Consider the following 15,620-nt stretch of genomic DNA (forward strand, 5'->3'; position numbering starts at 1 on the left):
GGCGGGCCGCGCTACAGGTCGTTGGCGATGATGTGCTCGATGTTGCGCTCGGCGAGCGCGGTGATGGTGACGAACGGGTTGACGCTGGTGTTCCCGGGGATCAGCGCGCCGTCGATCACGTAGAGGCCCGGGTGGCCGTGGAGGCGGCCGTGGTTGTCGGTGGCCTTGTCGAGGACCGCGCCGCCGAGCGGGTGGTAGGTGAGGTGGTCGCCCCAGACCCTGCCGACGCCGAACAGGTCGGAGCGGTAGATGGTGCCCTCCTTCGCGTTGATCCGGTCGAAGATCGTCTTCGCCATGTCGATGGAGGGCTGCTTCCAGGCCCGCTGCCAGTCGAGTTCGACGGCGCCCGTCGCCGCGTTGTACGTGAAGCGGCCGCGGTGCGGGTTGCGGGTGATGGACAGGTAGAACGAGGCGTACGTCTCGATGCCGGTCGGCAGGGGTGCCACCTCGGCGAAGGCGCCGCCGGCGTCCCAGTTGTCGATGCCGCCGCAGGGGATGGCGGCCTGCACCCGGCCCGTGGGGTCCCACAGGTGGTTGGCGCGGCCGCACATGACGTTGCCGTTCTCGCCCCAGTGCCGGCCGATCTCGCCGTTCAGGCCGGGCAGGGCGCCCGTGGCCCGGAGCCTGACGAGGAGCTTGCTGGTGCCGACGCTGCCCGCGGCGAAGAAGACGCGGTCCGCGGTCACCGTCTTGGCGGCGGTGGTCGCGCCGCCGGTGTCGAGCTGGTCGACGGCGACGGTGTAGCCGCCGCCCGGCGCCGGCGCGACGGAGGTGACCCGGTGGAGGGCCGAGACGGTGACCCGGCCGGTGGCCGCGGCCCGGGCGAGGTAGGTCTGCTGGAGGGACTTCTTGCCGTGGTTGTTGCCGTAGAGGATCTCCCCGGCGACCGCCGACTTCGGGACGGTCCCGGCCGCCTCCTGCTCCATGTAGTCCCAGTCGTACACGTCGGGCACGAACACGAAGGGGAACCCGGCGCGCTGGGCGTGCCTGCGGCCGACACGCGCGTACTGGTAGCAGGCCGCGGAGTCGAACCAGTCCGGGTCGACGAGGCCGACGCCCAGCTCGGCGTTGGCCCGCGGGTAGTAGGTCGCGTACATCTCCCCGGCGTCGACCGTAGGCAGGATGGCGGCGAAGTGGGAGCGCCTGGGGGTGACGGCCATGCCGCCGTTGACGAGGGAGCCGCCGCCGACCCCGCGGCCCTGGTAGACGGTGATCCCACCCAGCTCCTCGGCGTCGAGGATCCCGGTGTAGCGGGGGATGTCCTTGTCGAGGGGGAAGCCGAGGAAGCTGCTGAGGGGCTGCCTGGTGCGCGTGCGCAGCCAGTACGAGCGGCGGTCGGGGCTGGTGGTGTGGCAGAAGATCTTGCCGTCCGGTCCGGGCGTGTCCCACGCCATGCCCATCTCCACCATGTGGACGGGGACCCCGGCCCGGGCGAGCCGCAGCGCGGCCACGGAGCCGCCGTAGCCGGTGCCGATCACGAGAACCGGTACGTGCGCCCCGGACACGAGGGGGCCGGCCGCGGTCGCGGGGTGTGCAGCGGCCCGGGCGGGGGCGGTGGCGGTGGCGGACAGCGCCACGGCACCGAGAAGAGAACCTGTTCCAGCGATGAATCCGCGCCGGGAGATCCCCGGCGATCCGTTTCCGTGCGGGGGGTGGTGGCTCATGTGACGTTCCTCACTCTCTGGCGGTGCAACGAGTTCTACTGCCAGCTGCGAGTGAAGTCACGACACGCGTCCCGGTAACTTCCGGGCCGCCGGGGAGGCGCGCGGGTCAGGCGGCGGGAGGGGGCGCTGAGCCCGTGCCCCCGGCCGGCGGCTCCAGAGGGGGAGCGGCCAGCGAGCAGTGGGTGCGGCACTGCGGGTGGCACGGGGCGGCGGGCCGCGGGCGGCGCACGGTCGTCCAGGCCAGGGCGGAGCCCGCCACCAGGACCGCCGCGCACCACACCATGGAGCGCCCGAACGCCTCGTCGAAGAGGTCCGCCGAGCGGTACGCCTCCGGGCCCATTCCGGCCAGCAGGGGGAGCGCGGCCACCGCCAGCAGCCCGGCCGCGCGGGCGACCGCGTTGTTGATGCCGCTGGCCAGGCCCGCCCGGCCCGGGTCCACCGAGGCCAGTACGGCCTCCGTCAGCGGAGCGACCAGCGTCACCATGCCGAGGCCCAGGACGACCATGGCGGGAAGCACGTCCGTCGCGTACGGGGCGCCCGGCCCGGCCCGCAGCATCAGCAGCATCCCCCCGGCGCACAGCAGCGGGCCGACGGTGAGCGGGATCCGGGGCCCGATCCGCTCCCCGAGGGCGCCCGACCGCGCCGACAGCAGCAGCATCAGCACGGTCGGCGGGAGCAGCGCCGCCCCGGAGGCGAGGGCGGAGTACCCGCAGACGACCTGGAGCTGGAGCACCACCAGGAAGAAGAAGCCGCCGAACGCGGCGTACACGCACAGGGTGACCAGGTTGACCGCGGTGAACAGCCGGGACGCGAAGATGTCCGGCGGCACCATGGGGCGGGCCCGCCTCCGCTCGACGTACACGAACGCGGCCCCGAGCAGCACCGCGCCGACGGCCGAGGCGGTCACCAGCGCGGCCCCGGACCGGGCCTCGATCAGCGCGTACGTCAGCAGGGCGAGGGCGGTTGCGCCGAGGAAGGCGCCGAGCACGTCGAACCGGCCGTGCGCCGCCGGGTCGCGGGATTCGGGCACGTGCCGCAGGGCGGCCGGTACGCACACCGCGGCCAGCGGCACGTTCAGCAGGAACACCCAGCGCCAGCCGGGCCCGTCCACCAGCCAGCCGCCCAGGAACGGCCCGACGGCCGCGCCCACCCCGCCGAACCCGGACCACAGGCCCACGGCGCGGGCGCGGTCGGCGGGGGCGATGGAACCCTGGATCAGGGCCAGCGAACCGGGTGTCAGCAGCGCCCCGCCCACCCCCTGGAGGGCCCGGGCGGCGACCAGCACGCCCGCGTTCGGGGCGAGCCCGCACAGCAGGGACCCGGCCGCGAACCACGCGACGCCGAGCACGAAGATCCGGCGCCGCCCGAACCGGTCGCCGAGGGCGCCGCCGGCGAGGATCAGGCCGGCCAGTGTGAGCAGGTACGCGTTGACGGTCCACTGCAGGACGGCCAGGTCGGCGCCGAGGTCCTCCCCGATCCGCGGCAGGGCCACGTTGACGACGGTCGAGTCGAGCAGGGCCATCGTCGAGCCCAGCACCGTGACCAGCACGATCCACCGCCCCCGCGCGGTCGCCAGGGGGACGCCGCCCGCGGCCCCGCCGGCGGCGGACGGCGCGGCGGGCTTACCCGCCGAAGCGGGCCCGGAGGGTGCGGAACCGGTCACGTCCCCAGGCTCGCGCGCCGGGCGGGCAAGGGCCACCCGGCGGGCGCACATACGGCTCGTTAGGCGCTCTTGTAATGGCCATGACTCTCCTTCACCATGACCGCGCACGTCACGCACGCCTTATCCGCACAACCTGCACACGGCGTACGAGGAGACCACACGTGGCCCAACGCAACACACGACGATCCTTACGCGCGGCACTGGCCGCCCTCACCGCAGCACTGCTCCTGCCCCTGGGCGCCGGAGCCGCCGCAGCCGCACCGGAACCCGCGCCGTCCCCGGGCGCGGCCGAGCGCAAGATCGAGCCCAAGCTCCGCGCCCAGCTCGGCGACTCCGCCAAAGCGGTCTTCTGGGTCTACCTGGACAGTGCGGCCGATCTGACGGCGGCCGCGCGCCAGACCACCCGGACCGCCAAAGCGGAAACGGTTCTGCGCACCAAGCGCGACCACGCCGCCCGCACCCAGGCCGAGGTCCGCAAGGCCCTGGACAACGCCAAGGCGGAGTACACCTCCTTCTGGATCGTCAACGCGGTCCGCGTCGTCGGCACCGAGAAGCTCGCAGGCACGCTCGCCCGGCGCCCCGAGGTGTCCCGGATCGACGCCGACGACCGGATCACCCTGCCCAGCCCCGCCGAGGGCAAGCGGGAGAAGGCCGCGGCCGACGCCGTCGAGTGGAACATCGACCGCGTCAAGGCCCCGCAGGTGTGGGAGCAGCTCGGCGTGCGCGGCGAGGGCATCGTCGTCGCCAACATCGACAGCGGCGTCGACCACACCCACCCGGCCGTCGCCGGCCAGTACCGCGGCAGGAGCGCGGACGGCAGCCTCGACCACCAGTACAACTGGTTCGACCCCGCCGGCGTCTGCCCCACGGCCGCGCCCTGCGACAACAACGACCACGGCACCCACACCATGGGCACGATGGTCGGCGACGACGGCGGCGCCAACAAGATCGGCGTCGCCCCGGGCGCCAGGTGGATCGCCGCCAAGGGCTGCGAGACCAACTCCTGCTCCGAGGCCTCGCTGCTCGCGGCCGGACAGTGGATCGTCGCCCCGACCGACCTGAACGGCCAGAACCCGCGGCCCGATCTCGCCCCGCACGTCGTCAACAACTCCTGGGGCAGCGCGGCCCACGACGACTGGTACCGGCAGGTCGTCGACACCTGGCGGGCCGCCGGCATCTTCCCGGCCTTCTCCAACGGCAACGCCGGACCCGGCTGCTCCACCAGCGGCTCCCCCGGCGACTACGCCGCCTCCTACAGCTCCGGCGCCTTCGACGTCAACGGCACCATCGCCTCCTTCTCCTCCCGCGGCGCGGGCCCCGGCGGCATCGTCAAGCCCAACATCGCCGCCCCTGGCGTGAACGTCCGCTCCTCCGTGCCCGGCGGCGCCTACGAGGCCTTCTCCGGCACCTCGATGGCCTCGCCGCACACCGCGGCCACCGTCGCCCTGCTCTGGTCCGCCGCCCCCGCCCTCGAAGGCGACATCGCCCAGACGGAGCAGCTCCTCGGCACCACCGCCCAGGACACCGACAACGGCCAGTGCGGCGGGACCGCCGCCAACAACAACGTCTTCGGCGAGGGCAAGCTCGACGCGCTCGCCGCCGTCTCCAACGCCCCCCGGGGCCCGACCGGCGCCCTCGGCGGAACCGTGACATCCGGCGGAGCCCCCGTCGCCGGCGCCAAGGTCACCGCCGCCGGACCGATCAGCCGTACGACGACCACCGCCGCCGACGGCACCTACGCCTTCCGCTCCCTCTCCGTCGGCACGTACACCCTGACCGCGGCCAAGTTCGGCTACGGCCAGGAGACGGCGACCGCGACCGTCACCGAGAACACCACCGCCACCGGCGACCTCACCCTCACCCAGGCCCCCTCCGGCAGGCTCACCGGCACCGTCACCGCGCCGTCCGGGCCCGCCGCAGGCGCCACCGTCACCATCGCGGACACGCCCGTCACCGCGACCGCCGACGACCGGGGCCGCTTTGAGGTCACCCTGCCGCACGGCACCTACGACCTGCGGGCGACCCACTCCTCCCGCTGTGTGAGCCCCGGCACCGCCCGCGCCACCGTCGCCGGCGACACCGCGGTCGAGGTCGCCCTGCCCGAGCGCACCGACGCCTACGGCTACGCCTGCGCCGCCTCCACCGGCACAGACCACCCCGCCGGGGACCGGCAGCTCGCCCTGACCGGCGACAACACCACCGAGCGCGTCGACCTGCCCTTCCCGCTGCCGCTGTACGGCAAGACGTACGGCCAGGCCTGGATCGGCACCAACGGCACCGTCAGCTTCGGCGGCGCCCACACCGGCGACATCAACGGCGACCTGCCGAGCACCGCCACCCCCAACGCCGCCCTCTACCCGTTCTGGGACGACCTCGTCGTCGGCGCGGCCGGCAGCGGATCCGGCGTCTTCACCGCCGTCAGGGGCACCGCCCCGCACCGGCAGTTCACCATCGAGTGGCGCAACGTCTCCCACTGGTCGGCGCAGGCGGACAGGTTCTCCTTCTCCGCGACCGTCGGCGAGGACGGAACCGTCACCTACTCCTACCGCGGCACCGGCGGCACCGGCATCAAGGGCGGCTCCACGGCCACGGTCGGGGTGGAGAACGCCACGGGCACCGACGCCTTCGCCTACTCCTTCAACACGCCCGTCATCGGCGACGGCCTGACCATCTCCTTCCGCACCACCAAGAGCGGCGTCGTCACCGGCCGCGTCCTCGACGCCAACGACGGCAACGGCGTCGCCGGCGCCACCGTCACCGTCGGCACCGGCGACGCCGCCGTCTCGGCGACGACCGCCCCGGACGGCGGGTACGTCGTCCAGAGCCCGTCCGGCACCCGGGCCGTCTCCATCACCGCGCCCGCCTACGAGGCGGCCGCCGCCACGGTCGACGTCAAGGCCGCCGGCGTCACCCCGGTCACGCAGTCGCTGCGCACCGGCCGCGTCACCGCCGCCAGGCCCGCGGTGGAGGTCGTCCTCCCGGCCGACCAGAAGCGGACCCGCACCCTCGACCTCACCAACCCGGGCCTCGGGACGGACTTCACGGTGGCCGAGGACGCGCCCTGGCTGACGGCCACCCCGTCGGCCGGCACCCTGCCCACGGGCGGCCGGGCCACGGTCTCCCTGGCCGTGGACAGCGCCGGCCTGGCCGCCGGCACCGTCCTCACCGCCGACCTGAAGATCACCTCGGTGAGCGGGCGCAGCCCCGTCCTGACGGTCCCCGTCAAGGTCGTCGTCCCGCGCTACCAGACCGCCCTGGACACGGGCTCCGGCTACGCCTCCACCGACGCCCTCGGCGACAGCTGGTCCCCGGACCGCAAGTACACCGCCGGCTCGTACGGCTACCAGGGCAGCTCGGCGGTGCGCAGCACCGGCCGCACCATCGCCGGCACGGACGACCAGCGGATGTTCCGCAACGCCCGCGAGGGAATGTACGAGTACCGCTTCGACAACGTGCCCAACGGCACGTACACGGTGGAGCTCGGCTTCGCGGAGCTGTCCTCCGCCAAGCCGGACCGGCGCGTCTTCGACGTCCTCGTCGAGGGCAGGGAGGTGCTGCCCTCCCTGGACATCGCGCTGGAGGCGGGCAACTACACCGCCCTGACGCGGAGCTACACGGTGACCGTCACGGACGGCGTGCTGAACGTCCGCTTCGTGACCCACTCCGGCTTCGGCAAGCCGCTGGTGAACACGCTGAGGGTGACGGACCGCCCCGACCAGGCACCGCAGGCCGGCCGGGCCCGGTGACGGTCGGCACACCCGCCGCACCGGAAGCACCCGCCTGACCGGAACCCCGTGTCCGGTGAGGTGACACACCCCGGGGGCGGGGCGCCGCACGGCGCCCCGCCCCCTCCGCATCCCGCAGGGGCATTCGGGTGGCCGCCGGGCACCGCGCAGCGGCGCGGCCGGGCGGCCGGTCCGCCGGTCGTTAGCGTGGGGCACCATGACGCTCCAGAGCGACGCCGCCGAGCGGCCCGGGGACCCGCCGGGGCGGCCGGCACCGGCCCCCGCGGAACCGGATGCCCCGCCCCCGCACGAGGCGGACGTCCTGGCCGCACGGGTGCGGCAGGCATTGCACCGGGCCGGCGCCGTGCGGGCCGCCTGGGCGGCCGGCGGCCCGCACGGCGCCCTCGCCGGCTCCGCCCCGCCCCGCCGGCCCGCGGACGCCGCCGCCCCGCCGGCCGTCCCGCCCGAGGAGGCCCCGTACGACGCAGGCGGCCTGGCCGGCGTCCTCGCCCTGTGGCCCGTCCTCGGCAGCCTCGTCGCCGGCGAGGCGCTGGGGCTGCACACCCCGCTCCGCGCCTACGGGGACCGCGCCGCGGCCGGACTCCCCCCGGGCACCACCGCCCACCAGCTCCTCACCCGCCGGAATCCCGCCCACGACGGCGCTGCCGCCGCCCTCACCCGCCTCGCCGAACACCTCGGCGGCGCCCCGCTCGGAGAGCTCGCCGCCACCCTGGTCTGGCAGCCCCTCGGCATGACCCGCACGAGCCTCGCCGACGGCTCCCTGACCACCACCCCCGCCGACCTCGCCCGCTTCCTCACCCACCTCGTCTCCTCCTCCGACACCCCCGTCGCCCGCTCCTGGACCGACGGCTCCCTGCGCATCCGCACAGGCGAACTCACCCCCGCCCGCGGCCTGCTGTGGCACCCGGCACCGCACGGCACCTGGTCGTACGGGGACGCCTCCGCGGTCTGGGTCTGCCCGCGCCGCCGGCGCTGGGCCGTGCTGCTGCCCGCCGACGGGGACGGCCGGCCGCGCGCCGCGTTCCGCGCGGCGGTGTTCGCGCCGCCGCCCGCCCCCTGACCCGCACCGCCCCCCGCCACGGCGGCGTGTCGCCCGGACGGCTGCCGCCCGTACCGGTACCGGGAACGGCCCCGCTTCCGCCCCGCACCGCCCTGCACCGCGACCGGGGCCGCCGTACGGGCGCACGCTCGGAGCGCGCCCCCTCCAAGATCGACGTACGGTGAGCCCCATGTCACCCACCGCTGGTTCCCCACCGCGCGGAGGCACCCCCTGCGCACCGTTCCCGAACCCGCCCCGCGCGGGCCACAGGGCCCGCAGGGGACAGGGCCGCCGCCGCGGCGGCCGGCGGGCCGACCCGGGGGAGGCGGTGCGGCCGTGACCGGTCCCGGAACGACCCGAGGGGCCGTCGCCCGCGGGCAGCGCGGGCCGTCGCCGCGGGCCGGGCGGGCCGAGTCCGTCCGGTTCGCCGCCACCCGCGCGCTCCCCTTCTTCGTCCGCAGCGTTCCCGGCACCCGCCCCGCCTTCCCGGCGGAGGTGCTGCGGGAGCTGCGCGACCGCCACGGCGCGCCCGTCCTGGTCCAGGATATCTCCGGGCCCGTCCTCGTCCTGCTGGACCGCCGCGAGATGCAGCAGTTCTACGACCTCCCCGGCGCCGGGGCGCCCGGCGGGGCGGCCCCCGCGCTGCCGCCCGCGGAGGGGCTGCGGACCGTACTGGCCGAAGAAGCACGCCCGCTGGCCTCCGCCACCACCCTCGAACTCGTCCGCCTCCGGCAGGCCGTCGCCAGGGCCGCCCGGAGGCTCGCCCCCGCCGCCGGTGCCGGGCCCGCCGCCCCGCCCGGGGGCCCCGCCGGAGCCACCTCCCTGCTCGGCCGGCTGCTGCACCGCCGAGGGCAGCACGAGCCCGACCCCGCCGGCGACCGCCCGGAACGCCACCCGCATCCCGGCCCCGGATGCCCCGCGCACCCCTGGGCGCCCGTCCTCGACAGCGTCCCCGCGACCGTGCTGCGCACCCTGCTTCTGCTCGGCGCCCACCCCGCCGAGCAGGCGGCCGCCGCCGCCGAGGCCGCCGCCCGCACGGACCCGCACGCACTGGCCCGGCTCCAGGCCTGCGTACGGGAGGCGCTCCGCCTCTACCCGGCCGTGCCCGACCTCGTCCGCACCACCCGCACCGAGACCGTGTGGCGGGGCGTGCACCACCCGGCCGGGACCCGCGTCCTGCTCCCCGCCCACTTCCACCAGCGCGACCCGGAACAGGTCCCCGCCGCCCACGTCTTCGTCCCCGGAAGGTGGAAGACGCCCGGGGCGGAGGAGGACCTCCGGATGGCCCCCTTCGGCCACGGACCCGGCCGCTGCCCCGGCGACCGCCTGGGCCTGCTGATCACCACCGCACTGTGCGCCGAGGTACTGCGCCGCAGCCGCATCACCGGCATCCGGCCGGTGCTCGACCCGCACGGGCCGCTGCCCGCAGTCCTCGACCCGCGCGGCATCCGGCTCACCCTCACCCGTCGCTGACACACCGCCGGCGACGCCCTTCCCGCCACCGACTTCCCCGCGAGGATCCCATGTCCGACGCCGTGAACTCCTCCGCGTCCACCGCACCGGACGCCGAGCTGCTGGGCGCCGTGTGCCGCGAACTCGCCGAGGCCGCCGACGCCGTCGCCGAGGCCGCCCGCTTCGCCACCGAACTCGCCCTGCGGCCACGCCTCCCCGCCCACCGGCCCGGCCGGCCCCGCACCGACGGCGCCGGCCCCCGCAGGCCCGGCGGGCACCGCCGGAGCAGGCGCGCCCGCCGCGCCCTGCTGCGCACCCTCACCGACCCCGCCGGCCTGGGCTGGGCCCCGCGCGGCCGCGGCGTCGCCCGGGCCGGCTGGCTCGCGGGCGTCCTCACCGGCCGGGAGAGCCTCGCCGTGAGCCTCGCGGTCTGCGGGCTGAAAGCCCGCATCCGGGCCGCCGGACTGGACCGCGCCGGGCTGCTCGCCGACCCGGACGGGGCGGCCATCCTGCGCGCCGTGGACGAGGACCGGCAGGCGGCTGCCGTGCGCGGATTCCGCCGCGTCATGCGGGAGCAGGGTGCGGAACGGGCATTCGCCCTGCTGACGCCCTCGTTCGCCGACCTGTTCGCCTGGCACGCGCTGACGGACGCGAACCCGTTCAACGACCACGCCGGCTGGCAGGTCGCGACCGGGCGTGCGGTGACCGCCGAACCGCTCCAGGGGCTCGGGGCGGCCGTACGCGCCTTCTTCGACCGGGACGGCGGGCGCGGGCACGGCCGCCGGCGGGGGAGGGCGCGGCGCCGCCGCACACCGGCCGGGGCCGCCGCCGCGGCACCGAGGCCGGACCACCGCGGGTGCGTGCACACCCTCGGCCTCATCGGCACGGGCGGCCTTCTCCTCGTCCAGCCCTGGCGGGCCCGGTGACGGCCGCGGCCCGGCTCCGGGCGGCCGCACCGGACCCCGCCGACGGCCTGCGCGCCCACTGCGAGGCGCTGCGCGTGCACGCGGACCGGCTGCGGGCCGCCGCCGGGGAGCTCGAACAGCAGGGGCCTCCCGCGGCGCCGTTCCGCGCCGAGGTCGCGGCCCTCGCCGAGCGCTGCTCGACCGCGGCGGACGGGCTGGCACTGGCCGCGGCCCGGCTCCGGGAGCGCTGACGGCGCGGCCGGTCCGGCAGGGCCGGGGCCCCGCCGGGCGTCAGGACCGGCGCGGGCCCTCATCCATCCCCGCGAGCACCGCCAGAGCACGGGTCGCGGTCTCCTCCGGGGTGCCGGAGACGTCGACGACGACACCGGGCTCGTCCGGACCGAGCGGCTCCAGCGCCGCGAACTGCGAATCCAGCAGGGCGGCGGGCATGAAGTGCCCGCTGCGCGCCGCCATCCGGCCCCCGATCAGCCGGCGGTCGCCGGCGAGGTGCACGAAGACGGCACCGGGCTCGGCCGCGCGCAGCCGGTCGCGGTAGGCGCGCCTGAGCGCCGAGCAGGACACCACGGCGCCGGTGCCGGGGGGCCGCTCGCGCAGCCGGGCGGCGATGGCGTCGAGCCAGGGACGGCGGTCGCCGTCGTCCAGGGGGATCCCGGCGGACATCTTCGCGACGTTCGCCGGCGGGTGGTGGTCGTCGCCCTCCTCGAACGGGACGCCGAGCGCCTCCGCGAGGAGCCGCCCCACGGTCGACTTCCCGGTCCCGGCCACGCCCATCACGACCACCACGCGCCCGCCGCCCGCCGGGCTCCTCGCGCCGTCCGCCGCCACCGGTCCACCCCCGCCGTCCTCGCCGCCCGGCCGCCCCCGCCGCCCTCGCGGCGCGGTCAAGCCCGTTTCCCCGTACGTTACGGCGCCCCGGACGCGACCTGCGGTGCCGCGGGTCAGGCGGTCACTGCCGGGCGGCGGCGGTGCGCGGGGTGGTCTGCTGGACGGACCAGCGGTTGCCGTCCGGGTCGGTGAAGTAGACGAACGAGCCCCAGGGCAGGTCCTCGATCCCGGTCGTCTCCACTCCCCGTCCCCTGAGGTCGGCGTGGGCCTCCTCGATGTCCTTGACGACCACTTGCAGGTTGTCGAGCGACCCCGGGGCCATTCGGGTGAGGCCCCGCCCCACCGCGATCGAGCAGGCAGAGCCGGGCGGGGTCAGCTGCACGAACCGGATGTCGTCGCTGACCGTGACGTCGTGGTCGGCGTGGAAGCCGACCTGCTCGTAGAAGGCCTTCGCCCGGTCGACGTCGGTGACGGGTACGGCGACCAGTTCCAGCTTGATGTCCATCGCTCGCTCCATGCGTGGGGATCGGGGTCCTTGCGGCATCATGCGCCCCCGGCCGGTGCGCCGCCGCTCGGCGGCCCGCCGGCCGGGCGTCTCGCAGCAGTGCCGGCGGTCAGACCGCGGCCGGGGCGTCCTCGCCCGCCGCGAACTGGGTCCGGTACAGCTCCGCGTAGCGGCCGCCTTCGGCGAGCAGTTCGGTGTGCGTGCCGCGCTCCGTGATCCGGCCGTCCTCGACGACCAGGATCAGGTCCGCCGCCTGCACCGTCGAGAGCCGGTGCGCGATGACGACGGCGGTCCGCCCGGACAGCGCCTCGGCGAGGGCGTCCTGCACGGCGGCCTCCGAGGTGGAGTCCAGGTGCGCGGTGGCCTCGTCGAGGATGACCACCCGCTGCCGGGCCAGCAGGAGGCGGGCGATCGTCAGCCGCTGCCGCTCACCGCCCGACAGCCGGTACCCGCGCTCCCCGACGATCGTGTCCAGGCCGTCCGGGAGCGCCGCGACCAGGTCGTCGAGCCGGGAGCGGCGCAGGGCCTCCCACACCTCCTCCTCGGTCGCGTCCGGCCGGGCCAGCAGCAGGTTCGACCGGACGGACTCGTGGAAGAGGTGGCCGTCCTGCGTCACCATGCCGACCGTGTCGCGGATCGACTCGGCCGTCAGGTCCCGGACGTCGGTGCCGCCGATGCGGACGGACCCCTCGTCGGCGTCGTACAGCCGCGGCAGGAGCTGGGCGATGGTCGACTTGCCGGCCCCGGAGGAGCCGACGAGCGCGACCATGCGGCCGGGTTCGGCGCGGAACGACACCTCGTGCAGCACCCGGGTGCCGCCGCGGCTGTCGAGTGCCGCCACCTCCTCCAGGGAGGCCAGGGAGACCTTGTCGGCGGACGGGTAGCCGAAGGAGACCCGGTCGAACTCGACGGAGACCGGCCCGTCCGGGACCGCCACGGCGCCGGGCTTCTGCGCGATGAGCGGTTCGAGGTCGAGGATCTCGAAGACCCGCTCGAAGCTGACGAGAGCGCTCATCACCTCGACGCGCGCCCCGGCCAGCGCGGTCAGCGGGGCGTACAGCCGGGTCAGGAGCAGCGCGAGGGCGACGACGCTGCCGGCGTCGAGACTGCCGCGCAGGGCGTGGTAGCCGCCGAGCCCGTACACGAGGGCGAGGGCCAGCGCCGAGACCAGCGTGAGCGCGGTGACGAACACCGACTGGGCCGTCGCGGTGCGGATGCCGATGTCGCGGACGCGGCGGGCGCGGGCCGCGAACTCCGCGGACTCGTCGGCGGGCCGCCCGAACAGCTTGACGAGGGTGGCTCCGGGAGCGGAGAAACGCTCCGTCATCTGCGTGTTCATCGCGGCGTTGAGCGCGGCCGCCTCGCGCTGCATGGCCGCCATCCGCGTCCCCATCCGGCGCGCGGGCACCACGAACACCGGCAGCAGGAGCAGCGCCAGCAGGGTGATCCGCCAGGAGATGCCCAGCATGACGGCCAGGGCCAGCAGCAGGGTGACCACGTTGCCGACCACCCCTGAGAGGGTGTTGCTGAACGCCCGCTGCGCGCCGATCACGTCGCTGCCGAGGCGGCTGACGAGCGCGCCCGTCCGGGTCCGGGTGAAGAAGGCGACCGGCATCCGCTGCACGTGGTCGAAGACGGCGGTGCGCAGGTCGAGGATCAGGCCTTCGCCGAGCGAGGCCGAGAGCCTCCGGGCGAGCAGCCCGAGCCCGGCCTCCGCGACGGCGACGACGGCGATGAGCAGGGCGAGCCGCACCACGGTGGAAGCCTCCCGGCCGTCGACGACGGCGCTGACGACCCTGCTGGCGAGGACCGGGGACGCCACCGCCAGCAGGGCGGTCACGCTGCTGAGGGCGAGGAACAGGGCGAGCCTGCGGCGGTGCGGGCGGGCGAAGGCGGCGATGCGGCGCAGGCTCGCCCGGGAGATCCGGCGGCGCTCCTGCCGGGAGTTGACCATGCCGTGCATCGAGGTCCAGGCGGTGACTTCCATGTCCATGGTGCGAAACGCTAGGACCTCGATCCCGCTTGAGGTCAACGCCGTACGCCAACCCGCCCTGGCCCGGGCCCCGTCGGGGCTCCCAGGCCGGGGGTGTACGGAGGCGGATCCCGCCCGCTCCCCACCGTTGCCGACCTGCCCATGGTCCGCGGCGGGCGCGTGCGATAGATTCGGCCACTGCTCCGGCACCCGACTCCGGTACCGACGATCCCCGACCCCCGCGAAGACAGGCTTCCCAATGAGCGACATCATCGACGGACTCGGCCGCACCAGCGCCTACGGCGCGCTCGGCATGGTCCTCCTGATCCTCGGCATCGTCCTGGTTGACGTGCTGACGCCCGGGAAGCTCCCGAAGCTGATCTGGGAGGAGCGCAACCGCAACGCGGCGATCACGCTCAGCTCTGCGCTCCTCGGCATCGGCGGCATCGTCTTCACCTCGATCTGGACGACGTACGACGACTTCGGCAAGGGCCTGATGTCCACGGCCGCGTTCGGCCTGCTCGGCCTGGTCCTGATGGCGATCGCCTTCGTCGTCCTGGACTGGGTCACCCCCGGAAAGCTCGGCGCCATAGTGGTCGACCCGCAGCCGCACCCGGCGGTGTGGGTGACGGCCTGCTGCAACCTGTCGGTCGCGGCGATCGTCGCCGCCTCCATCGCCTGACGGCCCGACGGACCGCACCGGCAGAGCGCCGCCCCCCGGCAGGGGAGCGGCGCTCTCGCACGTACGGCCCCGGCCGCCGGTCCAGGGGCCCGTCAGGCCAGCCCCAGCGCGAACACACCGAAGCCCGCCGCCAGCAGCCCGGCGGCCGCCCGCCACGCCGCCGGCACCCGCGCCCAGGGCTCCTCGAACCGCCGCGCGTACCGGGCGATCCCCACCGGGGCGGGCCGGTGCTCGCAGCGCCGCCGTGAACCACCCCGGCCCGCGAGGCGGCGGCCCGGAGCCCGGCCCGGAGCCCCCCGCGGCGGCGGGCCGGAGGAGGCGGCGGCGGGAGGGGCGAGGGCTGTTGCGTGGCTCGTCGTCGCGATCACTCATGATCCGACCAGCCTATGTGCCGCCGCCCGCGCCCCGCGTCCGTCACACCAGCCCCTGCGGACACGCCAGTTGACCGACAACACCACCCGTCCCGGCCCGCGGCTCGGCAGACTGAACCCCATGAAGGAATCGAACAAGGTGACGGCCTCTGTCACGCTCGGACTGCTCGCCGCGTGGGCCCTCCACGACGTCGAAGAGGTCGCGGCGATGGGCCGCTGGTCCCGGGAGCACGTGCCGGTACTGCGCGAGCGCCGACCGGGCCTGCTGCCCGACCGCGTCTGGGACCGCCTCGGCTCCGTGGACGGCCGCGAGTTCGCCGCGGCGGTCGGCATGATGGCCCTCGTCGTCGGCGCGGCAGCGGTCGACGGCCACCGCACGGGCGGCCGGTCCGGCTTCTACCAGGCCTCGCTGACCGGCTTCGGCCTGCACGGCCTCGTCCACATGGGTCAGGCCGCAGCCGTCCGCGGCTACACGCCGGGTGTGGTGACCTCGCCGCTGGTCGTGGTCCCGTTCAGCCTGTGGGCCCGCGGCCGGCTGCGCCGCGCCGGCGTACTCCGGCCCACCCGGCCCCGGGACGCGCTGCAGGGCCTCGCACTCGCGGGGGCCGCCGCCGCGGGCGCGAACATCGCGGGCCGGATGCTGCTGCGCAGACTCCGCTGCACCCGCTGAGCACGGAGCACCGGTCCTCTCCCGGGATGGCCGCGGAGGCCGACGCGGGGGCACCAGAGCCCGGGCCGCGGCATTGCGCCCTGTTGCCGGGCGATCCGCGGGCCG

At 75.8% G+C, this 15,620-nt stretch carries 13 protein-coding genes; 7 read left to right on the top strand and 6 right to left on the bottom strand.

All coding sequences use genetic code 11. The features are described from left to right. Positions 1 to 11: 11 nt before the first annotated feature. Together C0216_RS13660 and C0216_RS13665 are read right to left on the bottom strand one after the other, a co-directional pair. A complete protein-coding gene (locus C0216_RS13660) occupies positions 12 to 1,664 on the bottom strand; it encodes a GMC oxidoreductase (protein ID WP_114055539.1) in 1,653 nt (550 codons plus the stop codon). A gap of 106 nt (positions 1,665 to 1,770) precedes the next feature. Next, a complete protein-coding gene (locus C0216_RS13665) occupies positions 1,771 to 3,327 on the bottom strand; it encodes an MFS transporter (RefSeq protein WP_428985425.1) in 1,557 nt (518 codons plus the stop codon). A 161-nt stretch (positions 3,328 to 3,488) separates the two neighbouring features. On the opposite strand from C0216_RS13665, the gene C0216_RS13670 reads away from it, so the two are divergent. The 5 genes from C0216_RS13670 (at position 3,489) to C0216_RS13690 (ending at position 10,720) form a co-directional block, all read left to right on the top strand. Then, positions 3,489 to 7,073: a S8 family serine peptidase gene (locus C0216_RS13670; RefSeq protein WP_246042528.1), complete on the top strand. Its 3,585-nt coding sequence runs from the start codon at positions 3,489 to 3,491 to the stop codon at positions 7,071 to 7,073. A 196-nt stretch (positions 7,074 to 7,269) separates the two neighbouring features. Next, on the top strand, positions 7,270 to 8,133 hold the full coding sequence (locus C0216_RS13675) for a hypothetical protein (protein ID WP_114055541.1): 864 nt from the start codon (positions 7,270 to 7,272) through the stop codon (positions 8,131 to 8,133). 315 nt (positions 8,134 to 8,448) lie between these two features. Continuing rightward, positions 8,449 to 9,585: a cytochrome P450 gene (locus C0216_RS13680; RefSeq protein ID WP_114055542.1), complete on the top strand. Its 1,137-nt coding sequence runs from the start codon at positions 8,449 to 8,451 to the stop codon at positions 9,583 to 9,585. 50 nt (positions 9,586 to 9,635) lie between these two features. Further along, entirely contained in the window at positions 9,636 to 10,490 is an 855-nt protein-coding gene (locus C0216_RS13685; protein WP_114055543.1) for a hypothetical protein, read from the top strand. Then, a complete protein-coding gene (locus tag C0216_RS13690; RefSeq protein WP_114055544.1) occupies positions 10,487 to 10,720 on the top strand; it encodes a hypothetical protein in 234 nt (77 codons plus the stop codon). The genes C0216_RS13685 and C0216_RS13690 overlap by 4 nt, the downstream gene beginning before the upstream one ends. Before the next feature lie 40 nt (positions 10,721 to 10,760). Here the strand turns inward: C0216_RS13690 and C0216_RS13695 are convergent, their stop codons facing one another. From C0216_RS13695 to C0216_RS13705, 3 genes are all read right to left on the bottom strand, one after another. Continuing rightward, positions 10,761 to 11,261 (bottom strand): gluconokinase, encoded by a 501-nt coding sequence (locus C0216_RS13695; RefSeq protein ID WP_114058657.1) that lies wholly within the window; start codon positions 11,259 to 11,261, stop codon positions 10,761 to 10,763. 175 nt (positions 11,262 to 11,436) lie between these two features. Beyond that, positions 11,437 to 11,820: a VOC family protein gene (locus C0216_RS13700; protein ID WP_114055545.1), complete on the bottom strand. Its 384-nt coding sequence runs from the start codon at positions 11,818 to 11,820 to the stop codon at positions 11,437 to 11,439. Positions 11,821 to 11,929: 109 nt separating this feature from the next. Continuing rightward, positions 11,930 to 13,813 (bottom strand): ABC transporter ATP-binding protein, encoded by a 1,884-nt coding sequence (locus C0216_RS13705; protein ID WP_114055546.1) that lies wholly within the window; start codon positions 13,811 to 13,813, stop codon positions 11,930 to 11,932. 238 nt (positions 13,814 to 14,051) lie between these two features. On the opposite strand from C0216_RS13705, the gene C0216_RS13710 reads away from it, so the two are divergent. Beyond that, positions 14,052 to 14,474, top strand: a complete 423-nt coding sequence (locus tag C0216_RS13710; RefSeq protein WP_114055547.1) for a DUF350 domain-containing protein — start codon at positions 14,052 to 14,054, stop codon at positions 14,472 to 14,474. Positions 14,475 to 14,566: 92 nt separating this feature from the next. On the opposite strand, the gene C0216_RS34985 is transcribed toward C0216_RS13710, so the two are convergent. Continuing rightward, positions 14,567 to 14,842, bottom strand: coding sequence for a hypothetical protein (locus C0216_RS34985; RefSeq protein ID WP_281277927.1), 276 nt, complete (start codon positions 14,840 to 14,842; stop codon positions 14,567 to 14,569). Positions 14,843 to 14,966: 124 nt separating this feature from the next. Between C0216_RS34985 and C0216_RS13720 the strand changes: the two genes are divergently transcribed. After that, entirely contained in the window at positions 14,967 to 15,515 is a 549-nt protein-coding gene (locus C0216_RS13720) for an HXXEE domain-containing protein (RefSeq protein ID WP_114058658.1), read from the top strand. Positions 15,516 to 15,620 lie beyond the last annotated feature (105 nt).

The sequence above is a fragment of the Streptomyces globosus genome, from assembly GCF_003325375.1.
In the GTDB taxonomy this organism is placed as follows: Bacteria; Actinomycetota; Actinomycetes; order Streptomycetales; family Streptomycetaceae; genus Streptomyces; species Streptomyces globosus_A.